This is a genomic window from Kocuria sp. CPCC 205263, from assembly GCF_040981075.1.
Lineage (GTDB): Bacteria > Actinomycetota > Actinomycetes > Actinomycetales > Micrococcaceae > Kocuria > Kocuria rosea.
This window is the reverse complement of sequence record NZ_JAVKPV010000008.1, coordinates 1-21,711: the sequence shown is the minus strand read 5'-3', so window position 1 is coordinate 21,711 and position 21,711 is coordinate 1. Positions and strand designations below refer to the sequence as shown.

At 72.8% G+C, this 21,711-nt stretch carries 24 protein-coding genes; 15 read left to right on the top strand and 9 right to left on the bottom strand.

What is annotated here, in order from left to right; translation table 11 throughout:
- Nucleotides 1-60 precede the first annotated feature (60 nt).
- From RF647_RS13575 to solA, 3 genes are all read left to right on the top strand, one after another.
- Nucleotides 61-1,446, top strand: coding sequence for an APC family permease (locus RF647_RS13575; RefSeq protein WP_368812171.1), 1,386 nt, complete (start codon nt 61-63; stop codon nt 1,444-1,446).
- A gap of 44 nt (nt 1,447-1,490) precedes the next feature.
- Nucleotides 1,491-2,714 (top strand): tyramine oxidase subunit B, encoded by a 1,224-nt coding sequence (locus RF647_RS13570; protein WP_115163346.1) that lies wholly within the window; start codon nt 1,491-1,493, stop codon nt 2,712-2,714.
- A gap of 79 nt (nt 2,715-2,793) precedes the next feature.
- Entirely contained in the window at nt 2,794-3,999 is a 1,206-nt protein-coding gene (solA, locus tag RF647_RS13565) for an N-methyl-L-tryptophan oxidase (protein ID WP_368812170.1), read from the top strand.
- A gap of 107 nt (nt 4,000-4,106) precedes the next feature.
- Here the strand turns inward: solA and RF647_RS13560 are convergent, their stop codons facing one another.
- Nucleotides 4,107-4,895, bottom strand: a complete 789-nt coding sequence (locus tag RF647_RS13560) for an acetoin reductase (protein ID WP_368812169.1) — start codon at nt 4,893-4,895, stop codon at nt 4,107-4,109.
- A 373-nt stretch (nt 4,896-5,268) separates the two neighbouring features.
- Here RF647_RS13560 and RF647_RS13555 point away from each other — a divergent pair, with 373 nt between their 5' ends.
- The 4 genes from RF647_RS13555 (at nt 5,269) to RF647_RS13540 (ending at nt 8,114) form a co-directional block, all read left to right on the top strand.
- The gene (locus tag RF647_RS13555) at nt 5,269-6,537 is read left to right on the top strand and encodes a Fic family protein (RefSeq protein ID WP_368812168.1); all 1,269 of its coding nucleotides are present in this window, start codon (nt 5,269-5,271) and stop codon (nt 6,535-6,537) included.
- A gap of 174 nt (nt 6,538-6,711) precedes the next feature.
- A complete protein-coding gene (locus RF647_RS13550) occupies nt 6,712-7,128 on the top strand; it encodes a DUF1801 domain-containing protein (protein WP_368812167.1) in 417 nt (138 codons plus the stop codon).
- Between the two features lie 141 nt (nt 7,129-7,269).
- A complete protein-coding gene (locus RF647_RS13545) occupies nt 7,270-7,707 on the top strand; it encodes a DUF4440 domain-containing protein (protein ID WP_368812166.1) in 438 nt (145 codons plus the stop codon).
- Between the two features lie 80 nt (nt 7,708-7,787).
- Nucleotides 7,788-8,114 (top strand): GYD domain-containing protein, encoded by a 327-nt coding sequence (locus RF647_RS13540; RefSeq protein ID WP_368812165.1) that lies wholly within the window; start codon nt 7,788-7,790, stop codon nt 8,112-8,114.
- A 47-nt stretch (nt 8,115-8,161) separates the two neighbouring features.
- Here the strand turns inward: RF647_RS13540 and RF647_RS13535 are convergent, their stop codons facing one another.
- Nucleotides 8,162-9,112 (bottom strand): intradiol ring-cleavage dioxygenase, encoded by a 951-nt coding sequence (locus RF647_RS13535; RefSeq protein WP_368812164.1) that lies wholly within the window; start codon nt 9,110-9,112, stop codon nt 8,162-8,164.
- A gap of 291 nt (nt 9,113-9,403) precedes the next feature.
- Between RF647_RS13535 and RF647_RS13530 the strand changes: the two genes are divergently transcribed.
- Nucleotides 9,404-9,907 (top strand): SRPBCC family protein, encoded by a 504-nt coding sequence (locus RF647_RS13530; RefSeq protein ID WP_368812163.1) that lies wholly within the window; start codon nt 9,404-9,406, stop codon nt 9,905-9,907.
- A 48-nt stretch (nt 9,908-9,955) separates the two neighbouring features.
- On the opposite strand, the gene RF647_RS13525 is transcribed toward RF647_RS13530, so the two are convergent.
- From RF647_RS13525 to RF647_RS13515, 3 genes are all read right to left on the bottom strand, one after another.
- The gene (locus RF647_RS13525; RefSeq protein ID WP_368812162.1) at nt 9,956-10,402 is read right to left on the bottom strand and encodes a hypothetical protein; all 447 of its coding nucleotides are present in this window, start codon (nt 10,400-10,402) and stop codon (nt 9,956-9,958) included.
- A gap of 226 nt (nt 10,403-10,628) precedes the next feature.
- The gene (locus RF647_RS13520; RefSeq protein ID WP_368812161.1) at nt 10,629-11,657 is read right to left on the bottom strand and encodes an FAD-dependent oxidoreductase; all 1,029 of its coding nucleotides are present in this window, start codon (nt 11,655-11,657) and stop codon (nt 10,629-10,631) included.
- A 70-nt stretch (nt 11,658-11,727) separates the two neighbouring features.
- Nucleotides 11,728-12,105 (bottom strand): TIR domain-containing protein, encoded by a 378-nt coding sequence (locus RF647_RS13515; protein ID WP_368812160.1) that lies wholly within the window; start codon nt 12,103-12,105, stop codon nt 11,728-11,730.
- Nucleotides 12,106-12,322: 217 nt separating this feature from the next.
- On the opposite strand from RF647_RS13515, the gene RF647_RS13510 reads away from it, so the two are divergent.
- The 3 genes from RF647_RS13510 (at nt 12,323) to RF647_RS13500 (ending at nt 15,440) form a co-directional block, all read left to right on the top strand.
- Nucleotides 12,323-13,807, top strand: a complete 1,485-nt coding sequence (locus RF647_RS13510) for a selenium-binding protein SBP56-related protein (protein ID WP_368812159.1) — start codon at nt 12,323-12,325, stop codon at nt 13,805-13,807.
- 78 nt (nt 13,808-13,885) lie between these two features.
- Entirely contained in the window at nt 13,886-14,746 is an 861-nt protein-coding gene (locus tag RF647_RS13505) for a phosphotransferase family protein (protein WP_368812158.1), read from the top strand.
- Between the two features lie 103 nt (nt 14,747-14,849).
- Nucleotides 14,850-15,440, top strand: a complete 591-nt coding sequence (locus RF647_RS13500) for a dihydrofolate reductase family protein (RefSeq protein WP_368812157.1) — start codon at nt 14,850-14,852, stop codon at nt 15,438-15,440.
- 36 nt (nt 15,441-15,476) lie between these two features.
- Here the strand turns inward: RF647_RS13500 and RF647_RS13495 are convergent, their stop codons facing one another.
- Entirely contained in the window at nt 15,477-16,349 is an 873-nt protein-coding gene (locus RF647_RS13495; RefSeq protein ID WP_368812156.1) for an NAD(P)H-binding protein, read from the bottom strand.
- 192 nt (nt 16,350-16,541) lie between these two features.
- Between RF647_RS13495 and RF647_RS13490 the strand changes: the two genes are divergently transcribed.
- Nucleotides 16,542-17,132: a GNAT family N-acetyltransferase gene (locus tag RF647_RS13490; protein WP_368812155.1), complete on the top strand. Its 591-nt coding sequence runs from the start codon at nt 16,542-16,544 to the stop codon at nt 17,130-17,132.
- A gap of 16 nt (nt 17,133-17,148) precedes the next feature.
- On the opposite strand, the gene RF647_RS13485 is transcribed toward RF647_RS13490, so the two are convergent.
- On the bottom strand, nt 17,149-17,520 hold the full coding sequence (locus RF647_RS13485; protein ID WP_368812154.1) for a VOC family protein: 372 nt from the start codon (nt 17,518-17,520) through the stop codon (nt 17,149-17,151).
- A gap of 342 nt (nt 17,521-17,862) precedes the next feature.
- Here RF647_RS13485 and RF647_RS13480 point away from each other — a divergent pair, with 342 nt between their 5' ends.
- From RF647_RS13480 to RF647_RS13470, 3 genes are all read left to right on the top strand, one after another.
- Entirely contained in the window at nt 17,863-18,699 is an 837-nt protein-coding gene (locus tag RF647_RS13480) for a hypothetical protein (RefSeq protein WP_368812153.1), read from the top strand.
- Nucleotides 18,700-19,013: 314 nt separating this feature from the next.
- On the top strand, nt 19,014-19,178 hold the full coding sequence (locus RF647_RS13475) for a hypothetical protein (RefSeq protein WP_017834952.1): 165 nt from the start codon (nt 19,014-19,016) through the stop codon (nt 19,176-19,178).
- A 96-nt stretch (nt 19,179-19,274) separates the two neighbouring features.
- The gene (locus tag RF647_RS13470) at nt 19,275-20,612 is read left to right on the top strand and encodes an HAAAP family serine/threonine permease (RefSeq protein WP_368812152.1); all 1,338 of its coding nucleotides are present in this window, start codon (nt 19,275-19,277) and stop codon (nt 20,610-20,612) included.
- A 19-nt stretch (nt 20,613-20,631) separates the two neighbouring features.
- Here the strand turns inward: RF647_RS13470 and RF647_RS13465 are convergent, their stop codons facing one another.
- A complete protein-coding gene (locus tag RF647_RS13465) occupies nt 20,632-21,249 on the bottom strand; it encodes a maleylpyruvate isomerase family mycothiol-dependent enzyme (RefSeq protein ID WP_368812151.1) in 618 nt (205 codons plus the stop codon).
- 62 nt (nt 21,250-21,311) lie between these two features.
- On the bottom strand, nt 21,312-21,500 hold the full coding sequence (locus RF647_RS13460; RefSeq protein ID WP_368812150.1) for a hypothetical protein: 189 nt from the start codon (nt 21,498-21,500) through the stop codon (nt 21,312-21,314).
- Nucleotides 21,501-21,711: the final 211 nt, after the last annotated feature.

The following is a 21,711-nucleotide window of genomic DNA, read 5'->3' as shown; positions in this document are numbered from 1 at the left end:
CACACAGGGACAGTGCTCGGCGCCCCGGCGCCGGCGCGACGGTTGGACGGGAGCCTCGGCGTGGGCTCCATCGTCTTCATGGTGGTGGCTGCGGCCGCCCCGCTCACGGTGATCGGCGGCGCAGCGCCCTTGGGCATGCTCATGGGCAACGGCGCCGGTTACCCCAGCATGTACGCGATCTCGGCGGCGATCCTGCTGCTCTTCTCGGTGGGCCTCAACGCGATGAGCCGCACGGTCGCCAAACCGGGTGCGTTCTTCACCTACGTGGGCCACGGCCTCGGCAACGCGATGGGCCTCGGCGCGGCCTACCTGGCCCTGCTGGTCTACACCTGCGTCCAGGTGGCCGTCTACGCGTACCTCGGCGCGGACCTCGCCGGCCTGGCCGCCTCGGTGGGGATCGAGCTCCCGTGGTGGCTCTTCACCCTGGCGATGGTGGCGCTCGTCGGCCTCCTCGGCTTCCGGCACGTGGAGCTCAGCGCCAAGGTGCTGGGGGTGGTGCTGGTCGCGGAGATCGGCATCGTGCTGGTCCTCGCCGCGGCCGTCGTGGCCACCGGCGGCGCCGAGGGACTGTCGCTGGCGCCGTTCGAGCCGTCCGCCGTGGTCTCCGGCGCCCCGGGGGTGGGCCTGATGATGGCGTTCGCGGGGTTCATCGGCTTCGAGGCCACCGCGGTGTTCCGCGACGAGGCCCGGGACCCGGAGCGGACCATCCCGCGGGCCACGTACGCGGCGGTCCTGCTCATCGGCGTCTTCTACACCTTCGCCGGCTGGGCCCTGGTCATGGCGTGGGGCCCCTCGCAGGTCCTCGGCGCCGCCGCGGCGGACCCCACCAACATGGTGGTGCTCACCGCCCAGAACTACCTCGGCACCGCGGGGGCGATGCTCCTGCAGGTTCTGCTGCTCACCAGCCTGTTCGCCTGCGTCCTGTCCTTCCACAACGTGCTGACCCGCTACCAGCACTCGATGGCAGGCGCCGGCACCCTGCCGCAGGGCCTCGGCGCCGTGCACGCCCGGCACCTGTCCCCCTACCGCTCCTCGCTGCTGCAGACCGGCACCGCCGCCGCCCTGGTGGCCGTGCTCGCCGCCCTCGCCTGGGACCCGGTCCTGCAGGTCTTCACCTGGCTCTCCGGGATCGCCACGCTGGGCATCGTCCTGCTGATGGCGTTGACCAGCCTCGCCGTCGTCGTCCACTTCGCCCGGCACCGGAACTCCGCGGACGGCTCCTGGCGGACCCGGTGGGCGCCGGCCCTCGCGATGGCCGGCCTGCTCGGGGCCAGCGCGGTGATCGTCGCCTACTTCCCGATGCTCGTGGACGCCGGCTGGGGCCTGAGCCTGTCCCTCATCGCCTGGATCCCCGCGCTGGTGGCCGTCGGCGTGGTCCAGGCCCGGATCCTCAGGCGACGGGACCGCACTGCCTACGACCGCATGTTCGAGCGCATCACCGCCTGAGCACCCGCTCCCCCACCCGACCCCGTTCCGGAAGGACCAGCCCCATGACCATCACCACCACCGCCCCCGCCCCCGCCCCCGAGACGGCAGCGGAGACCGCGGACGCGACAGCGGCCGACACCGCCGCCACCCCGCTCACCCCGTCGCCCGCCATCGACCTCCGCTGGCTCAGCGAGGCGGACATGATCGCCGCCGGCGTCACCGACATGGCCGCCTGCGTGGACACCATGTCCGAGATGTTCCGGGCCCTCAGCGCCGGGGACTTCCGGATGGGCGGGGAGAACAACAACTCCCACGGCGCGATGATCCTCTTCCCCGACGCCCCCGAGCACGAGGGCATGCCGGCCAACGCCGACGACCGCCGGTTCATGGCCATGCCCGCCTACCTCGGCGGCAGCTTCCGCACCGCCGGCGTGAAGTGGTACGGCTCCAACACGGACAACCGGGCCCTCGGGCTGCCCCGCTCCATTCACGTGTTCGTGCTCAACGACAAGGACACCGGGGCTCCGCTGGCGATCATGTCCGGCAACCTGCTCAGCGCGTACCGCACCGGCGCCGTGCCCGGTGTGGGCGCCCGCCACTTCGCCCGCGCCGATTCCAAGGTCGTGGGACTCATCGGTCCCGGCGTCATGAACCGGACCTCCCTGGAGGCCTTCGTGGTGGCCTGCCCCGGGCTGACGACCGTCAAGGTCAAGGGCCGCGGACGCGCCAGCCTGGAGGCCTTCGTCGGATTCGTGCACGAACGGTTCCCGCAGCTGGACGTCCAGGTCGTCGACACGGTCGAGGAAGCCGTGCGGGGATCCGACATCGTCTCGATGGCCACCACGGGCGGCACCGGCTCCGCCACCTACCCGCGGATCGAGACCGAGTGGATCTCCCCGGGCACCTTCCTGTCCCTGCCCTCCTACGTCACCTTCGACGACGACTTCCTCGCCGGAGGTGCCCGCACGGTCGTCGACAGCTGGGGACTCTACGAGGCGTGGGCGGAGGAGACCCCCTTCCCCCACCACGAGGCGATCGGGATCGTGGGCAACCGCTTCACCGATCTCGTCGAGATGGGCCGGCTGGAGCGCTCCGCCGTCGAGGAGCTCGGCGACGTCGTGGCCGGCCGCACCCCGGGGCGCACGAGCGACGACGAGATCGTGCTCCTCTCGGTCGGCGGCATGCCGGTCGAGGACGTCGCCTGGGCCACCACGGTCTACCGCACGGCGGTGGAGCACGGCATCGGCACCCCGCTGAACCTTTGGGAGCGCCCAGCGCTCGCCTGAGAGCGGCACCACGGGCGCGCCGGCACCGGAACCAGAGGCACCACAGGAAGTCACCACAGGAAGTACGGGAAGAGGAAGCATGCAGGACGCGGACGTCGTCGTCGTCGGGGCCGGGACCACCGGATCCATGGCGCTGTGGCAGCTGAGCAAGCGGCCGGGGCTGCGGGTGGTGGGGGTCGAGCAGTTCGGCCGGGTCCACACCCACGGGTCCTTCTCCGGGGAGTCGCGGCTGTTCCGCACCGCCGCCAAGGAAGGGGCGCTCTACGTGCCGCTGCTCCGGGAGGCGCGGCGCATGTGGCGGGAACTGGAGGCCGAGAGTGGCCGGGAGATCTACCTCGAGTGCGGCGCGCTGAGCATCGGTCCCGCCGGCAGCGCGCCGATGGAGACCACCGCCCGGGTGGTGGACGAACACGGGCTCGCCGCCCGCACGTTCGGCACCGATCAGCTGCGGGCGGCGTATCCGCAGTTCGCCGTGCACGAGGGCGACGTCGGGATCCTGGACCTGCACGCCGGGGGGCTCCGCCCGGAGGTGGCCGTCGCCGCCGCCCTGGACCGGGCCGAGGCCCAGGGGGCACGGCTGCTGTTCAACACCGGGGTGCTCGACATCGAGCGGCACGCCGACCACACGCTCGTGCGCACCACGCAGGGGACCCTCCGCACCCGGAAGGTCGTGGTCTCGGCCGGGTCCTGGACCCGCACCCTGCTCCCGGAACTGGCCGATCTCGTCACCGTGAAGCCCCTGGGCCTGACCTGGTTCATGCCCCGCCGGATCGAGGACTTCCTCCCTGAGCGGTTCCCCGTGTTCATGCGGGACGTCCATCTGCGCGACGGGAGGGTGGTGCACTTCTTCGGCGCCCCGTCGCTGGACGGTTACAGCATCAAGGTCAGCCCGTCCCTGCTGTGGGAGGACGTCGAGCACCCGGGGCAGGTGCCGGGCGGGTTCACGCGGGAGGAGCTCGTGCTGCTGGGCCAGCAGGCCCAGGCCCTGATCCCCGATCTGAACCCCGAACCGGTGCGGACGAGCCTGCACCACGACGGCTTCACCGCGGACAGCGTGCCGATCGTGGAGCTCGACGCCGCCGGGGACTGCACGGTCGTCGCGGGGCTGTCCGGCAACGGCTTCAAGTTCGCCCCCGTCCACGGGAGGATGCTGGCCGAGCTGGTCCTGGACGGGACGTCGGCGCTGCACCGGGAGGCGTTCACCGTGGCGGCGCACCGGGCGCGCCGGGCGGCGGCGGCATCACTCGACGTCCCGGCGCCGGAGCAGGAGTCCGTGCTCGTGTGAGGCGGTGCGGATCCCGCGTGCACCGACCCGGCAGCCCACATCACGATGCGCGCTGCCGGGTCGGTGCGCCCGGACCGCTGGAGCCGGAGGGCCGCCCCCGGCGAGGATCAGGAGAAGTTGATGCCTCCGTCGATCAGGACCGTCTGCCCGGTCATGTGGTCGGAGTCGGATCCGGAGAGATAGGACACGAGCTTGGCCACGTCGGCCGGCTCGGACACCCGGCCCGCCAGGATGTTGTCCACCTGGGCCTGGAGGGCGCTGCCGCGCGGGGTGCCGTCGCGGGTGGTGAGCCGTTCGTCGATCAGGTCCCACATCGCGGTTCCCACCACCCCGGGGGCGTAGGCGTTGACGGTGATCCCGTGCCGGGCGAACTCCATCGCCGCCGCCTGGGTCAGACCGCGCACGGCCCACTTCGTGGCGGAGTAGGAGGCCAGCACGGGGAAGGGCCGGAAGGCCACGATCGAGGCGGCCCCGATGATCTTGCCGCCGGTGCCCTGTTCGATGAACTGCCGGGCCGCGGCCTGGTAGCTGTAGTAGACGCCCTTGATGTTGACGTCCAGCATCCGGTCGAGGGCCTCGGGCTCCACGTCCAGGATCTCGTCGACCTGGGCGATGCCGGCGTTGGCCACGAAGACGTCCAGCTGCCCGAGGGCGTCCACTCCTTCCTGCACCATGCGCGCGACGTCCTCGTGGTTGGACACGTCCCCGGCCACTCCGACGGCCTTGCGCCCTCGCTCCTCCACGGCGGAGACCACCGCGTCGATGTTGTCCTGGGCGTCGGGGACGTCGGCCACGACGATGTCGAGCCCGTCGCCGGCGAGCCGCTCGGCGATGGCGCGGCCGATGCCCCGCCCGGCTCCGGTGATCAGTGCGACACGAGAAGTGGTGTCCGGCATGGTGTCTCCTGTGGTCGTGGCACCGGTTCTGCGCTTCGCCGGCTCCGTCGCCGGCGCTGGTGCCCGTGCCCATGAGTCTGCGGGGGTGACCCAGCTCACGGAACACGCGCTATCGCCCAGCGATAAACCCTGTGACACCGGGTGCATGCACCTCGAGTCCGTCGGAGGAGAAGGCGGCTGGGCGGCGATCGAGCCCCGCGCGCCTCCATTTGGCCCACGACGCCGGGATGATCACATCGTTGCTTTCGCGCCACCGATCCACCGGCACGCGCCAGCTTGATGATGGCAACCGGTCGTGACCGCGCCGCACGGATCCGAGACTTTTCCGCCTCTTGTATATCTTTATCTGAACAGAGTTGGATAAAATGACGTGGTGACCGACGTTCCGGTCAGACCGCGCTCTCCGAGCGCCGATCGCGCCCCCGCCGGGTTCGCGGTGAGCTGGGAACAGCTCGAGTGGTCCGGCGATGCCGCTCTCGCCGGGGCGATGTCCCACCGGGCCCAGAAGAAGGCCAGGGGACCGTACCGCGCGGCGGTTCCGGCTCGCATCGCCGCAGCGCCCCTGAGCCTTCCGGCCGCCGTGACCGCGGCCGCCGAGGACGCCCTGATGGAGATCACCCGGTTCGACGCCGAGCTGGCCACCGCCCTGCCCGCCACAGACATGGACAGGGACCCCGGCGGGGAGCTGGCCCCGCTGGCGGCGGTGCTGCTGCGCTCCGAATCGGCCTCGTCCTCCCAGATCGAGAACGTCACGGCCGGGGCCAAGGCGCTGGCCCTCGCCACGGTGGGCGAGCGGACCGGGCCGAACGCCCAGATGGTCGCCGCCAATGTCACCGCCATGCAGGCCGCCGCCGCGATGGCCGAAGACTTGAGCCTGGACTCGATCCGGGCCGCCCACGCCGCGCTCATGGCCGGCCAGGACCGCCTGACGCCGGGCAGGTTCCGCACCTCCGCGGTCTGGATCGGCGCCGGGGCCCCGACCCCGCACACCGCCTCCTTCGTCCCTCCGCACGCGGAACGGGTGCCCGGCGCGATGGAGGACCTGCTGGCCTACTGCGCCCGGACCGATGCACCCGTCCTGCCCCACGCGGCGATCGCCCACGCCCAGTTCGAGACCATCCATCCTTTCGCGGACGGCACCGGGCGCACCGGCCGGGTCCTGGTCCATGCCCTGCTGCGCGCTGCCGGGGCGACACGGCGGATGACCGTGCCGGTCTCCGCCGGTCTACTCACGGACACCGCCTCCTACTTCGAGGCGCTGACGGCTTACCGGGAGGGGGACCCCGTGCCGATCGTGGACCGCTTCACCGACGCCGCCCTGACCGGGGTGGTCCGCGGCCGGGCGCTGGCCGAGGAGCTGACCGGTGCCTACGCCCGGTGGCAGGACGCGGTCACGGCCCGGCGTGACGCGGCGGTCTGGCGGGTGCTGCCGATCCTGGTCCGGCAGCCGGCGATCACTGTGCGCTGGGTCCAGGACCACGCCGGCGTGTCCCAGCCGGCCGCGCAGCGCGCCGTCGACCAGCTCCTGGAGGCCGGTATCGTCACCCCGTCCAGTGCCAACCGGCGCAACCGCGTGTGGATCGCCGAGGACGTCATCACCGCCCTGGACGACTTCGCCGCACGCCTCGGACGCCGCGTCTGAGCCGTCGGTGACCGGCCGGCGTCGTCGTCGCCCAGGATCCGTGCGGAGTCCGCACCGCGGTGGCCCAGGGTGTGGACGGGGGTACGCGCACAGGCCCCGCGCTGCCGTGTCGGAGCGGCCGAGGACCCTGGGGCCTGAGACGATCGACGTCCCAGCGACCCCGAGGAGCCCAGCGTGGAGAAGACAGGCCAGGCGGTGGAGGAGTACCTCGCCGGGGTCACGCCGGCGAAGCGGCGGGCGGACGCCGAGCGTCTCCTCCCCCTGTTCACCCGGGTCACCGGGCAGCCGGCGGAGATGTGGGGCACCATCGTGGGCTTCGGCCAGTACCACTACAGGTACGCGAGCGGGCACGAGGGCGACGCCCCCGCGGCGGGCTTCGCCGCCCGGAAGGCGGCGACGACGGTCTACGTGTACGACGGCGTCGACGCCCACCGGGAGAACCTGGCGCGCCTGGGCCCGCACACCACCGGAGTGGGCTGCCTCTACCTCAAGGATCTCGGCGCGGTGGACCTGGACGTCCTGGAGCAGATCGTCGCCGCCTCGTACGCGAAGCTCGGCGACGGCCTGTGGACGGACGGCGCCCAGGACTGAGCGGACGCCGCCGCCTCCGACACGGAGGCGACATGAGTCACGGGCCGGCGACGATCCGGGTGATCCCCTGGAGTGCGCCCCTGCGGGGGCCTACGGTCAGCACCACCGTGGTCGACGATCCCGGGCGTCCAGGAGGACACCATGATCCCCGCAGAACTGACCCAGGCCATGGAAGCCGGCCACCAGACCCTCGACACCCTGGTCCGCGGCGATCCGGAACCGAGGCTGCAGATGTTCTCCCGGGCCGAGGACGTCACCCTGGCGAACCCGCTGGGCTCGTTGGATCGTGGTTACGACCAGGTCGCCGCGGCCACACGCCGGACCGTGTCTCAGATGCGGGACGGTGAGCCCGTCCGGTTCGAGCTCGTCTCCCAGGTCGTCACCCCGGAGCTGGCCTACGTCGTGGAGATCGAACGCTCCCGGGCCAAGCTCGGCGGCAGCGACGAGCTGATCCCCTTCGCGGTGCGGGCCACCACCATCTTCCGCCGCGTGGAGGACGGCGTGTGGCGGATTTGCCACCGCCACGCCGATCCGATCACCACGCCCCGCCCCATCGAGTCCCTCGGCGGCCAGGGCTGAACCACGGCCGGACCCCGGCCGGACCGGACCCCGACGGGGCGTCCACGAGGACGTCCGTCAGGACATGAAAGGACGAGACGATGCCGCTCTACCTGTCCAAGTTCAGCTACACACCCGAGACCTGGGCGCGGATGATCAGCCGCCCGGAGGACCGCCGCCTGGCCGCCCAGGCCAACGTCGAATCGGTCGGCGGGAAGCTGCACGGCTTCTGGTACGCCTTCGGCGAGCACGACGGCTACGCCCTCTGGGAAGCACCCGACAACGTGTCCATGGCCGCGGTGGCCCTGGCCATCACCGCCGGCGGGGCCCTGAGCTCTCTGGAGACCACGGTGCTCATGAGCGTCGAGGACACGCTGGAGGCCCTGCACCGGACCGAGCGGATCACGTACCGGCCTCCCGGGACCTGATCCCGTCTGCCAGGGGATCCCAAGAAGCAGACCGACCGCTGGATCACTCAGCGAGACGGGGGCGGCCCGCCCGACCCTCCGGCCATGCCGCCGCCGGTGGGCGTGGTGGTCGTGTCCACCCCGGCGGTCAGGGTGACGGTGTAGCCCTGGGTGACGCTGCCGGTGACGGCACCCAGCTGGCTGGCCCCGCCGTCGTCGCCGAAGACGTTGTCGCTCGCCAGGGTGAGCTGGGCCAGGTTGCTGACGGAGGACTCGTAGCCGGTGGTGGCGTAGACGGCGTCGCAGGCGTTCTTCGGCAGGGCGACCTGCGAGGTGGCGATCGCGGTGGTGGAGTCGGTGATGGACGCCTGGTCCGGGTAGACCTCGAAGTGGATGTGCGGCCACCGGCCCGTGTAGCAGGCCGGGAAGATGCTGGTGAAGCGCACCTTCCCGTCGTCGTCGGCGATCTGCACCCCGCGCAGGTAGTTCTCCTCCGTGACGCCCTTTGAGTACATGGAGTAGCGGCCCTCCCGGTCGCAGTGCCAGACGTAGACGGCCACTCCCGCGAACGGCACCCCGCCGTTGGCGAGATCGGCGACGGTCAGCTCCAGCGTCATGGGCACGCCCTCGGCGGTCCCGCCGGCGCCCCCGAAGCTGGAGCGCAGGTCGCTGCGCACGATCCCGCTCTGCTCGAGCACGTCGGGACCGTTGGAGCCGTCCCCGGGGTAGGGCCCGGCAGTCTCGTCCGGGATCTCGTCCACCGCCAGGGCCGTGGCCGAGGGCGAAGGAGACGTGGAGGCCGACGACGACGCACTCGCGCCGCTGCCGCCCGCTCCGGCCCCGCAGGCCGCGAGCCCGAAGGCCGAGGCGCCGAGACCGAAGACCGTCAACACCTTCCGCCGGTTCATCAGAGTGCCGATGTCGAAGCCCAGCCCCTGGTCCACCACCTCCTCTGCGGGACGCGGCAGCCGGCGGCCCTCGTAGCTGAGCGTCGTCTCGTGCGGGGTGCTGCGGTCCATGGGTCCTCCATCGGTACGGGTCGTTGTCGGCCTCCACGGTAGGAACCAGTGCTGTACCGCGGCTGAGCCGGGACACAGCACCGCTTGTGCGAATTCATGGGCCGGTGCGGGCGCCCGATCGGCGGGACGCCCACCGGCCGCAGTCCGCCGGCGACACGCCGCCGCGGTGAGCAACGATCCGGTCTCGCCCGGACGAACGCGGCGCACCGGGGTCCTACCGTGGGAGCACCCGGCCCGCCGCTCCCCCGGGGTGCCGGGCCCCGCCACTCGGACACCGCACGGAGGACCACCATGCAGACACTGGGCCGCGCCGAGGACTCCATCCACGTCGAGGCGCCGCCGCGGACGGTCTACGACCTCGTCGCCGACGTCACCCGCACCCCCGAGTACAGTCCCGAGGTCGACGAGGTCGTCTGGCTCGACGACGGCGGACCCCGCGTCGGCGCACGCTTCCGGGCACGCAACCGGGTGCCGCCCGACTCGCGGTTCCCGTGGCACAACACGCCGATCGTCATGGCCGCCGAGCCCGGCCGGGAATTCGCCTTCGCCCGCACCGAGCGCTTCGCCGGCACCCTCGTCTGGCGCTACCGGTTCGAGCCGGAGGGCACCGGCACCCGGGTGACGGAGTCCTACGAGATCGCCCGCCCGGTCGGCCGCATCGGCTGGTTCATCATCGGCACCCTGGGCCGGGACCGGGACCGGATGACCACGATGCGCGAGGGACTGCGGGAGAGCCTGCAGCGGCTCAAGCGCGTGGCCGAGGCCGACGCCGCGTCGTCGTCCCCTTCACCGTGACGGACGGACCGGCCGTCAGCGACGACCGGCCCGTGCGGGGAGGGCTGCTCACCCCTGGGGAGTGCTCAGGTGCTTGAGGTGCTCGGCCTTGAGCCGGCGGTAGTGGGGCATGAGCTCCGCCGCGCTGTAGGTGGCCGTGGCGGTCACCGGTGTTCCGGGATGACCGTGCGCCGCGAGGATCCGGAGCAGCGCCGCCTCGTGCTGGGTGAGGATCGTCTGGTTGAAGTAGCCGTGGTGCAGCAGGGCGGCGATCCCTCCGGCGTAGGCCCAGGTCGGGGAGCCTTCGTCCATCGGCGCGCCGGGGTCGCCCCAGTCGGCGGGCCCACCGGTGGCGGCCAGTTCGGAGGCCAGGACGTTGTCCAGCGCCTCGGCCCGGAAGAACAGGGAGAGCTCGGCGACCTCGTCGACGATCTCGAAGCGGTCCACCCCCACCCCTGCCGGGGAGTGGGTTTCCACCAGGTTCTTGACGGCCTGCAGGATCTCGGGGGTGGTCATCGTCGTCTCGCTTCCTGGATGGGGGGTGAAGCACAGTCGATCCGTTTACATCAGCCTACTGGCTACTTTGGAGTCACAATTTGGCCCATCTGTCCCCACAAAGGCCCACGCCTGGGGCGCCGCACAGGGTGCATCGCAGGCCGATCGCATGGTTCACCCCACCATGATCCTGGGGGTCGCCCTCGTTCGTGACGCCCCGGCCGTCCGCAGCTGAGCCCCGCCCGCGCTAGCTCAGGCGTGCCGCGGCGGCGACCGCGGCGTTGCGCACGGCCAGCCCGTGCCGCGCCGTGCCCACGCGGTTCGCCAGACGGGCCAGGCGCACCGTGCGGACGGTGGACCGGCGGCGCGCCGCGTCGTACCGGTGCAGGGCGCCGGGCACGTCGGAGGCCGTGGTCAGCGCCTCGACGAGCGCCGTGACGTCGAGGAGGACCTCGCAGGCGCCCCGGCCGAGATTGGGGGCCATGCCGTGGGCGGCGTCGCCGAGGAGCACGGTGTGGCCCCGGACGTAGGACGGCAGCGGGGGCACGTCGAGCAGCGTGCGCCGGTCGATAGGGGTGTCCCCGAGGGCGGCCAGGACGCGCCGCACGTCCGGGTGCCAGTCGCCGTAGAGGCGATGGAGGGCCTGGGCGTCGTCGCGCTCGGACGCGGCGGAGGCGAGCACGTCGGCGCGGACGCTCGCGAACCAGTTGGTGCGCTCGGCGTCGTGCGGGGTGATCCCGAAGAGCCGCGCCGGCCCCCAGGTCTCCGTGGCACCGTCCGCAGGTCCCGAGACGGTGCCGCGGAGGGCGACCGTGCCCAGCGGCCGCGGGGCGACGCCGAAGAGCGCGGCGCGGACGGGGCTGTGGACGCCGTCCGCGGCGACGACGACGTCGGCCGCGGGCAGGGCGCCGTGGTCCGTCACCGGGGCGTTCCACGCGATGACGTCCGGCGGCAGGCCCTGGGCCAGCGCCGCCAGGAGCGCGGGCCGGGGGACCAGCCGGGTCGTGCGCCCGGGGCCGAGGTGGGCGATCTCGGTGCCGTCCGGCCGGAGGAGCCGCGCACCCCGCTGCTCCACGGAGGCGGCCCGGACCTGATCGCCCACCCCCAGCCGGTCCAGGGCCTGCATCGCCTCGGGCCACATGCCCAGCGCCGTGCCGGTGCCGGGCAGGCCCGAGGACCGCTCGAGCACGCGGACGGACCAGCCGGCGCCGAGCAGGCCGCGGGCGGTGGCCAGGCCGGCGATGCCCGCACCGATGACGACGGCCGATCCGCGCACGGCTCCTCCAGTGGTCGGCGGGTCCCGGTCCCGGGACGTGCCCCGGGCGGTCGAGCTGCAGGCGGCCGGGCTACAGGCGGTCGAGGAAGTTCCCGATGTTCTCCCACGTCCAGGACTCGCAGCGCGCCGGGCCCATCTCGGCCGGCTTCCTCCGCGCCTCGGGCTCCACCCACAGGCCCAGCAGCGGTTTCTCCTCGGCCACCGCGCACCGGATCTGCCACCGCGCCGCGTCCGATTCCGGCGTGCCGCCGCCGATCAGCGCGATCACGCCGTCGCTGCGGCGGATCCGGTCCCGCACGTCCTGCTTCCACTCGTCCGCGCCCGTCCCGTCCCCGGGCGGCTCCACGAACCGCGCCTGGTCCCCGGCCCGGTCCCACTGCGCGGTGAAAAGGTTCCGGAACAGCTCGTCCTGCTCCGCGAACGCCAGAAATACAGTCTTCGGCGCCATTGCCGTCAACTCCCTGCCACATCGAATGTTTGTCCTAGTGCAAGGCACCATATGCGGTCGGCGCCGTCCGGCGGGAAGGGCCGAGCAACATCCCTTCATGAAGACCTCTGATGTCCCGAGGTGCAGTGCGCAGCCCGAATGCCCTCCGTGCGCTCTGGTCTGCCCACGGGCGGGGTGGGAAAATGGTGCTGCACCTGCCCAGCACTGGGGAGTTCCGATGAGACACCACGGCCACGACCACCACCACTCCGGGCCCGGCGGCGGCCACGACGAGGGGACCGATGCCGCCGCATCCTCGCCGACCGATCCCACGTTCTACCGCTCCCCGGCCGAGGCCATCGCCGCCCCGCGGGAGAAGCTGGCGTACGTGGTCGCCTTCGACCGCGCCGCTGAGCGCCCCGACGCGCTGACCGTCGTGGACCTCGACCCGGACTCGGCCTCCTACGGCACGGTGGTCGGGTGGGAGGACATGCCCACCACCGGGGACGAGCTGCACCACTTCGGCTGGAACGCCTGCAGCAGCGCCTTCATGCACGAAGGGCACGACATGACCGGTCTGTCCCGCCGGTACCTGCTGATGCCCGGGCTGCGGTCCTCCAACGTGCACGTCGCCGACACCCACCCCGACCCCCGCGCCCCGCGGGTGATCAAGACCATCACGGCGCAGGAGCTGGCCGAGAAGGCCGGGTACTCCCGCCCGCACACCCTGCACTGCGGCCCGGACGGGGTCTACCTCTCCTGCCTGGGGGCGGCGTCCGGGGACGGCGGGCCGGGCGGGATCGCCGTGCTCGACCACGACACCTTCGACGTGGTCGGGCGGTGGGAGACCGACCGCGGCCCCCAGCACCTGGCCTACGACGCCTGGTGGCACCTGATGCACAACACCCTGGTCACCAGCGAGTGGGGCACCCCGGCGATGGTGGAGAACGGCGTGGTCGCCGAGCAGCTGCTGAACCAGGAGTACGGCCACGCCCTGCACTTCTGGGACCTCGCCGCCGGCAAGCACCTGCAACGCGTGGAGCTGGGGCCCGAGCACCAGATGGCCCTCGAGCTGCGCCCGGCGCACGATCCGGAGGCGACCTGGGGGCTGATGGACTCGGTGATCTCCACCGAAGACCTCTCGGCTTCGATCTTCCACTGGCACCGCACCGGCACCGGGGAGTGGACGGCGGAGAAGGTCGTCTCCATCCCGGCCGAACCCCTCGACGCGGACAAGTTGCCGGAGTTGCTGCGTCCGTTCGGGGCGGTGCCGCCGCTGGTCACCGACATCTCCCTGTCCGTGGACGACCGCTGGCTCTACGTCTCCTGCTGGGGCACCGGGGAGCTCAAGCAGTACGACGTCTCCGATCCGGCCCACCCGCGCGAGACCGGATCGGTCCGTCTGGGCGGGATCGGGGACCGCGCCGCCCATCCCTCCGCCCCGGGCACATGGCTCGGCGGAGGCCCGCAGATGGTGGAGACCAGCCGCGACGGCAAGCGGGTCTACGTGACCAACTCCCTCTACGGGGCCTGGGACGACCAGTTCTACCCCCACGGGATCGGGGCCTGGATGGCCAAGATCGACGCCGACACCGACACCGGCGGTCTGTCGATCGACGAGGACTTCTTCCTCTCCCAGGAGGACTTCCGCGGTCTGCGCGTCCACCAGATCCGGCTGCAGGGCGGGGACGCGTCCTCCGACTCCTACTGCTACCGCACCTGACCCACGCGCTCGGCACCGGCACCATCGCTCGGAGGCCAGCCCGCGCCGGACGGACCCGGAGGAGGACGAAGGAACGGCATGGACGAGCTGGAGCGGATCGCCGCGGCGTTCCCCGGGCTGACGTGGTCGAGGGCGCGCCGGATCACCGAGGGCTGGGACCACGTCGTCGTCGTCCTGGACGAGGCCCTGGTGTTCCGCTTCCCACAGGAGGCGCCCTACGCGCAGGCGCTCGGCCGGGAGATCGCGGTCCTGGACCACCTGGCTCCGCGGCTGCCGGTGCGGATCCCGCGCTACGACCGCGTGGCGCCGGACGGCTCGTTCGCCGGGTACCCGCTCCTGCCCGGCCGCACGCTCCAGCCGGAGGTGCTGGCCTCCCTGAACGGAACGGCGCGCGACGCGCTCGTGGACCAGCTGGCCGGTTTCCTCTCGGCCCTGCACACCGCCCCCGTCCCCGGCACGCCGCTGGAGCAGGTGCCAGCGTCCTTCCTGGCCGAGGACCAGGACGACGTCCGCAGCGCGGCCGCCATGCACCTGCCCGCCGTGCTGACCCCGGCCGAGCTGGACGAGGTGGAGCGGATCCTGACCGACGTCGACGCGCTCCTCGCCGCCGACCTTCCGGAGGCGGTCGTCCACAACGACGTCTACAGCCGGCACCTGCTCTGGGACGACGCCGACGCCCGGCTCGGCGTGATCGACTTCAGCGACATGTGCCGCGGTGACCCGGCGGTGGACTTCGCGGAGCTGCACGAGTACGGCGAGGACTTCGTCCGCGCGGTGCACGAGCGCTACACCGGGCCGAGGGACCCCGGCCTCCTCGACCGCGCCTGGACCCACCAGCGCTGGATCGGGGTGTACATGCTCACCGACCACTTCGACGTCGGCAAGACCACGTGGGAGGTCGCCCGGGAGACCTTCGACCGTGTCCGGCGCGGTCGGTGAGGCGGACCCGGCGCCGCCCCTCGGCGGTTGCCGCGCGGCACCGCGCCCGTCGTCGTCAGGGACTCCCGCGACCTCGCTCCTCGCACCGGTCGAGAATGGGAGCATGCGACGACTGACCTACTTCATCGGCGTCTCGATCGACGGCCGGATCGCCGGCCCGCACGACGAGACCGACTTCTTCCCGCTCTCCGACGCCTACGGCGCCTGGCTGGGCGAGGAGTTCCCCGAGACCCTCCCGACCCACGTCCGCACCCACCTCGGCATCGACGACGCGCCCCACCGGCACTTCGACACCGTGGTCATGGGCCGGCGCACCTACGAACCGGCACTCGCGATCGGCGTGGTCAGTCCGTACGCGCACCTGCGCCAGTACGTCGTGTCGACCACGCAGCAGGAGCTCACCCCGGAGGTGACGGTCGTGCGCGAGGACCCGGTCGGGCTCGTGCGCTCGCTCAAGGCCGAGGACTCGCCGTTCGACGTCTGTCTCGTCGGCGGTGCGTCGCTGGCGGCGGCGGTGCTCCCGGAGATCGACCGGGTGGTCGTCAAGCTCTACCCGGTGCTCGCCGGGGCCGGGCGGCCGGCCTTCGACGCCGGGGAGTTCTCACCCGCCCGGTTCGACCTGACGGACGTCAGCACGTTCGAGGGCGGCCACGTGGTCCTGACCTGGGACCGCCGCCCGGCCCCCTCGTCCTGACCCGGCGGGGCAGCCATCCGGGGTCGGCGTGGCGGCTCAGGCCGCGAGCGCGGGCCGGAGGACGGCGTGGGCCCAGGCGCCCAGCGGAGTGGGCGTCGTGGTGAGCGGCTCCCGCGGGTTCTCCGGGGTGAATCCCCGCTGCCCCCGGGACATCCCCAGCACCCCCTCGACCTGCGCGTCGGTGAGGCCTGCCGAGCGCAGGACCGCGGCGACCTCGGCTTCGGCGACCTGGACGGCGGTCAGCGGGCGCCCGAGCGCCTCCCCCACGATCCGGGCGGCCTCAGCGAAGGAGAGGTCCTCGGGCCCGTGCACACCCTGCGTGTGCCGGCCGGTCCAGTCGGTGGCCAGCAGCCGGACGGCCGCGACGTCCCCGATGTCCCGCGGGTCCACCCAGGGCATCCGGTGGTCGACCGGCAGGGGGGTGCTCAGCACCCCGGACCGCACCGACTCGAGATCCAGCAGCAGGTTGGTGAAGAAGTATCCGCAGCGCAGATGGGTGACGTGCGCGCCCGTGGCGTCGAGCAGCTCCTCGGTGCGGGCCAGACCGTCGATCTCCCCGAACCCGTGGCGGGCCTCGGCGCCGACGCTGCTCTGGAAGACCACTCTCGGCACGGCGTTCCCGGCCACCGCCGCGGCGGCGACCTCGCCCATCCGGGCGTAGCCGGCGACGGGGTCGTCGTCGTCCGTCGGCGGGTTCACCCAGTACAGGGCGTCGGCCCCGGCGGTGGCCCGGGACACGGCGGCGAGGTCGCCCTGGTCGCCCTCGACCACCGCACACCGGGCCCGCAGGTCCGGGTCCAGGCGGGACGCGCGGCGCACGAGCACGGTGGGTCGCAGCCCGGCCTGCACGAGCAGCCGCACGACCCGGGAGCCCACGTGCCCTGTGGGCGTGGTGACGACGATCCTCATGACGGGTCCCCTCTGCCTCGAGCAGTCCGGTGCACCCACCACGCTACGACTCCGGCTGCCCCGGCGCACCGGGTCCCGCCGCCGTCCGCACCCGCCGGAGGGTGGCCCGCCCGTAGGGTGGTCCGGACGGCGGACTCTCCCTAGGGTGAGGAGCACGGCCGGCGCCACTCCGCCCAGCAGCGAGGAACGACCATGACTTCCACCGCGTTCACGATCCGACCGGCGACGAGCGAAAGGTTCGACGACGTCGCCACCGTCCTGGGCCCCCGCAACCCCGACTCGGCGGTCTGCTGGTGCCTCACCTACCGGCTCCCCTCCAAGGAGAACCGCGCGCTGACCGGCCGGGAACGGGCGCAGAGGGTCCAGGAGCTGTGCGCCCGGCCGATCCCGCCGGGCGTCCTCGCCTACGACGGCGGGACGGTGGTCGGCTGGTGCGGCGTGGCCCCGCGGGCCGAGCTGCACTCCTTCGCCCACAGCAGGCGCATCCCCCACGTCGACGACCTCCCGGTCTGGGCCGTGTGGTGCTTCCGGGTGCGCGGCGGCCAGCGGGGCCGGGGTGTGGCCCAGGCCCTGCTCGAGGGCGCCGTGGAGCACGCCCGCGGCCACGGCGCGCCGGCCGTCGAGGGCTACCCGGTGGACAACGGGGACAAAAAGGTCGACACCACCATGGCCTACGTCGGCACCCGCGCCATGTTCGAGCGCGCCGGCTTCACCAAGGCCGCCGACACCACCTCGGTCCTCAACGGATTCCCCCGCGTGCTCATGCGGCTGCCGCTGCGCTGAGACAGGACCGCCCCCGTCAGCGCCCCGGGCGTCCGTGGAACTGCAGCCGGTGCCCGTCCGGCGCGTCGACCGTGGCGTAGGTCCCCCACGGCTCGCTGACCGGATCGGACACCGTGGCACCCCTGGAGCGCAGCTCCGCCACGGTCGCCGCGACGTCGTCGGCGGTGAAGGTCAGGTGGGCGCCCTCGCCGGGGTCCTTGCCGGAGGCGGAGGCCGCCGACAGGACGATCGACGTCTGCGCACCGTGGGGCCTGACCTCGATCCAGCGAGCGCCCCCGCCCATGCCGGCGTCCGTCACGACGTCGAACCCCAGGGTGTCCCGGTAGAACGCCAGGGCCTCGTCCTGGTCGCCCACGTACAGCACCGCTGCCGCCACGTTCGTGATCATGCGTTCCTCCTGATGCCGACCGTCCACCCTGGTTGCGTGAGGTCGGGCGACCCCACCCCTCCATCATGACCGCGCTCAGCTCACCCGCGCTCCGGGGCCGCGGGTGTGACGGCCCGGCCACGGCGGCCGGGTCACCCCCGGTGCCCGGCGGTCCGGGCGCCCGGAGCGGACCGGACGGTGACCTGGGCCTTTGACGCCACGTTGCGCCCACAGGGGACCGCGAGGTGTGAGAGTTCCCACTCGGCCTGTGCTTTCCCAGGTCAGTCCGGATAATGGGGAAGGCTGGCCCGAGCATCGTCGCGGGGATCAGCACCCCCTTCCCCGCAACCGAAGCAGGACAGCATGACTCTGGAGAAACCACGCACCGAAGCCCCCGCGGCCGAGGACCATCCGCAGGCACCGGCCGAGGAGCAGTCCGAGAAGAAGAGCCCGGCCCTGAACATCCCGGGCCTGCTCGCCGGCGCCGCCACCGCCGCGACCATGTCCGTGATCGGCGGCCACCTCAGCGTCGTCGGCACCGTCCTCGGCGCCGCACTGACCAGCATCGTCTCCGGCATCGCCATCGTGCTCTACTCGGCCTCGCTCGAGAAGAGCCGCCGGGGCCTGAAGAAGGTGAAGACCACCGTGGCCCAGCACGTGCTCTCCCGCCCCGGCCTGGACGCCTCCGAGTCGGACGGCAGCACCGCCGTGGCCGCCGGCAGCCGCTGGAGCGCCCTGCGCCCGCGCCTGAAGCCCATCCTGGTCACCACCGGCGCCGTCCTCGGCCTCGCGGTCGCGGCGATCTTCGGCATCCAAGCGCTCACCGGCACCGAGCTCTCCGGGGGCACGGGCACGATCCAGCGCACCGTGACCGGCAGCGAGTCGGTCTCCGTGCGCAGCGACGTCACCCCCGCCCCGGCCGAGGACCCGGGCGCCGGCACCGGCGAGGTGGCCCCCGCCGAGGGGACCGTCCCCGACGCGGAGGTCACCGTGGCACCGGGTGGAGTCGTTCCGGGCGAGGTCGCCCCCACGGACGGAGCGATGACCGAGGACGACACCACGACCGGCGATACCCTCCCGGACACGAGCGGCCAGGAGTCGGACAGTGGGCAGACCGACACCGTCCAGCCGGGCGCCGGCGCGGCCGCCGGGCAGGCCGTGCCGGGCCCCGACGCCGGGGCGGTGCCCGCGGCGCCGTAGGCGGCAGCACACCGGAAGGACCCGGGGCGGGGACGTGGACACCACGTTCCCGCCCCTTCCCGTGCCGGCTCCTGCTCCTGGGCGCGGTCGGCGTCCAGGAGCAGAAGTCGGCCGCGCCTTCTTTCGTCATGTTCGCCTGTCGCCCCTGACCAGGCCCGATGTTGGCGCGGCTCCCACGAGGTCTGGACTTAAGTCGACTGACATATGTCCCGAAAGGCACCTAACTTGGCCTCATCCCGGCTGCGGTCGCAGGCGGGAGGCGATCGACGAAGGGGATGACAGTGGCAGGGGTTCGAGAGGTTCGCGGAAATCAGGTGGCGCAGTGGCTGACGGTCGCGGCCGTCATGCTGTTCGTCGCCAACGGCGCCGTCCTGGCCCTGGGGTCCCAGGCCTACGGGTGGGCCACGCTGCTGTTCGCGGCGGCCGCGTACTTCGCGGTGTCCACCGGGATCGTGGGACGCCCCCTGCGACAGCACTGACCCGCCGGCACTGATGTGCCGGACCCCACCGGAGCGGCGGGGTCCGGCTGGTATCGTCCCTGAGGTCCACCCCATGTGCACCCAGCGAGGACCACCATGTCGCGCTCCCCTGCCCCGCGGACGATCTCCGCCGACGCAGAACCTGTTTCCTCCCCGACGACCACGAACCCCGCCCCGGACCGCTTGGCCACGGCACCCGGTGCCCGGAGCCGGCCGTCCGCGGTCGACACCGGCTGGATGCTCGGCCTGTTCGGCACCGCCATCGGCGCGGGCATCCTCTTCCTCCCGATCAACGCGGGGGCCGGCGGCCTGTGGCCGCTGCTCGTGGTGACCGTCCTCATCGGGCCGATGACCTACCTGTCCCACCGGGCCCTCGCACGCTTCGTCTGCGCCTCGCCGCGGAAGGGCGAGGACATCACGGTCGTGGCCCGCGACTACTTCGGGGAGGGCGCCGGGCGGGTTATCACCGTCCTGTACTTCCTTGCGATCTACCCCATCGTCCTGATCTACGGGGTGGGCATCACCAACACGGTCGAGAGCCTGCTGGTCAACCAGCTGGGCCTGCCGCAGTTGCCCCGCGTGCTGCTCTCCGGGGTGCTGATCGCCCTGATGATGCTGGTCATGGTCGCCGGTCAGCGCCTCATGCTCGCGGTGACCCGGTGGCTGGTCTACCCGCTGATCCTCGCCCTGCTGGGGGTGACGGTCTACCTCGTCCCCACCTGGCAGGTGGGCGACCTCGCCGTGGTGCCGTCCGCCGGCGAGCTCACGCTGTCGGTGTGGCTGATCATCCCGGTGCTGGTGTTCGCGTTCAACCACTCCCCCGCGATCTCGCAGTTCTCCCTGGCGATGCAGCGCGAGCACGGGACGGACGCGCCCGCGGCGGCGTCCCGCGTGCTGCGCCGCACCACGGTCCTGCTGGTCCTGTTCACCATGGGCTTCGTCTGGTCCTGCGTCCTGGCCCTGGGCACCACCGGGCTGCAGGAGGCCCGGGAGGCCAACCTCCCGGTGCTCTCCCACCTGGCCAACGTGCAGGACAACCCCTGGATCGGCTACCTCGGCCCCGCCGTGGCGATCGTGGCGATCGTCTCCTCGTTCTTCGGCCACTACCTGGGCGCCAGCGAAGGCGCGGCGGGGATCGTGCGCAGCATGCTCCCCGCCCGGATCCGGCAGCCGCAGGACCGGACGCTGCGCCGGGGGATCGCGGTCTTCATCTTCCTCACCACGTGGGCGGCCGCGGTGCTCAACCCGAGCATCCTGTCCCTCATCGAGTCCCTGGCCGGGCCCGTCATCGCCGTGATCCTGTACCTCATGCCGATGTACGCCGTGCGCCGGATCCCGGCGCTGGCGCCCTACCGGGGGCAGCTCTCCAACGTGTTCGTGACCGTCGCCGGGCTCGTGGCCATCAGCGGCATCCTCTTCACCCTCGTCCGCTGAGCGCCGGTGGCATCGGCGCTCAGCGCGCGAGTGCCGCCGCTCCGGGGCCGGTGAGCTCCTCCGGGCCGACCGGGCGCCCGGACACCGCCAGCAGCAGCGCGAGGACGCCGCCGCGCACCTCCGGGCCGATTCCGGTGTCGAGGTCGGCGTCGGTGGCCACGAGCCGCAGGCCCGCCGCCCGCTCCTTCCCGCCGCCGAGCTTCGTGCTGGTCCGCAGCTGGTAGCGCAGGGCCTCGGCGACCGGTCCGGCCGGACGGTCCCGGATGAGCGAGAGCGGGCGCCGGATGTCCTCCCCGTGCACGAACGCCTCCACCAGCCGGGTGGCGGGCGCCGCCGGCGCGCTCGTGGTGCGGCCGCTCACCGCACGAAAGGCGGCCAGCGTGTCCCGCGGGTCCGCTCGGCGCTCCCGCGCGACCCCGCGGGCGTTGCAGCGGTCGAAGTCGAAGCGGGCGGCCGCGAGGCGGCGGAGGAAGCCCAGGCGCGTGGTCCGCGCGTCGTCGACGAGGTGGGCCAGGACGTCGTGGACATCCCAGCCCGGGCACAGCGAGGGGGTTGCCCACCGCTGCGCCGGGAGGTCCTCCAGGTCCCGGATCAGCGCCCGGCGCTCGGCGTGGACCACGGGCCAGATCTCGGTCATGGGAACTCCTCACTGCTCGGGCGGCCGGCCTGCTCAGGGCGGTGGGGTCTGGGACGGTGGGGTCAGCGGCGGACCCGCACCCGGGCCAGTTCCCGGGTCAGGCGCAGGTCCCACCCGGCGCCGAGGACGACGACGAGCAGTGCCGCGGTGATGGGCTCCGGCTGCTGCAGCACCACCGCCAGGGCGACCAGTGCCGCGGTGAGCACGGCGGTCACGGTGCGCGTCATGGTCCGGATGGTCGTCTGCGTCATCGGTTCTCCCTGGGTGGTCTCGGGCGTGCTCCGGGGCCGAGCCTGGCACGGCAGGCTGTGCCGGAGCTGTCACCGCGACCGGCGGTGCCTGGGCGTCCGCCCGGGCCCCGGCGGCGGGACCGCCGTCGTTCCCGGCTAGCTGTGATGTCCAGGGAGGTTGGTCAGTCGGGTGACCGGTGGCCGGCCTCCGAGGGCGGAGTGGGCTCGGTGG

Coding starts and splice junctions, on each gene's coding strand:
- RF647_RS13515 (WP_368812160.1), bottom strand. CDS start 12,105: ATGGCGCCGAAGACTGTATTTCTGGCGTTCGCGGAGCAGGACGAGCTG.
- RF647_RS13460 (WP_368812150.1), bottom strand. CDS start 21,500: ATGACGCAGACGACCATCCGGACCATGACGCGCACCGTGACCGCCGTG.
- RF647_RS13465 (WP_368812151.1), bottom strand. CDS start 21,249: ATGACCGAGATCTGGCCCGTGGTCCACGCCGAGCGCCGGGCGCTGATC.
- RF647_RS13510 (WP_368812159.1), top strand. CDS start 12,323: ATGAGACACCACGGCCACGACCACCACCACTCCGGGCCCGGCGGCGGC.
- RF647_RS13485 (WP_368812154.1), bottom strand. CDS start 17,520: ATGATCACGAACGTGGCGGCAGCGGTGCTGTACGTGGGCGACCAGGAC.
- RF647_RS13470 (WP_368812152.1), top strand. CDS start 19,275: ATGTCGCGCTCCCCTGCCCCGCGGACGATCTCCGCCGACGCAGAACCT.
- RF647_RS13570 (WP_115163346.1), top strand. CDS start 1,491: ATGACCATCACCACCACCGCCCCCGCCCCCGCCCCCGAGACGGCAGCG.
- RF647_RS13525 (WP_368812162.1), bottom strand. CDS start 10,402: ATGACCACCCCCGAGATCCTGCAGGCCGTCAAGAACCTGGTGGAAACC.
- RF647_RS13540 (WP_368812165.1), top strand. CDS start 7,788: ATGCCGCTCTACCTGTCCAAGTTCAGCTACACACCCGAGACCTGGGCG.
- RF647_RS13500 (WP_368812157.1), top strand. CDS start 14,850: ATGCGACGACTGACCTACTTCATCGGCGTCTCGATCGACGGCCGGATC.
- RF647_RS13495 (WP_368812156.1), bottom strand. CDS start 16,349: ATGAGGATCGTCGTCACCACGCCCACAGGGCACGTGGGCTCCCGGGTC.
- RF647_RS13535 (WP_368812164.1), bottom strand. CDS start 9,112: ATGGACCGCAGCACCCCGCACGAGACGACGCTCAGCTACGAGGGCCGC.
- RF647_RS13490 (WP_368812155.1), top strand. CDS start 16,542: ATGACTTCCACCGCGTTCACGATCCGACCGGCGACGAGCGAAAGGTTC.
- solA (WP_368812170.1), top strand. CDS start 2,794: ATGCAGGACGCGGACGTCGTCGTCGTCGGGGCCGGGACCACCGGATCC.
- RF647_RS13530 (WP_368812163.1), top strand. CDS start 9,404: ATGCAGACACTGGGCCGCGCCGAGGACTCCATCCACGTCGAGGCGCCG.
- RF647_RS13560 (WP_368812169.1), bottom strand. CDS start 4,895: ATGCCGGACACCACTTCTCGTGTCGCACTGATCACCGGAGCCGGGCGG.
- RF647_RS13545 (WP_368812166.1), top strand. CDS start 7,270: ATGATCCCCGCAGAACTGACCCAGGCCATGGAAGCCGGCCACCAGACC.
- RF647_RS13480 (WP_368812153.1), top strand. CDS start 17,863: ATGACTCTGGAGAAACCACGCACCGAAGCCCCCGCGGCCGAGGACCAT.
- RF647_RS13505 (WP_368812158.1), top strand. CDS start 13,886: ATGGACGAGCTGGAGCGGATCGCCGCGGCGTTCCCCGGGCTGACGTGG.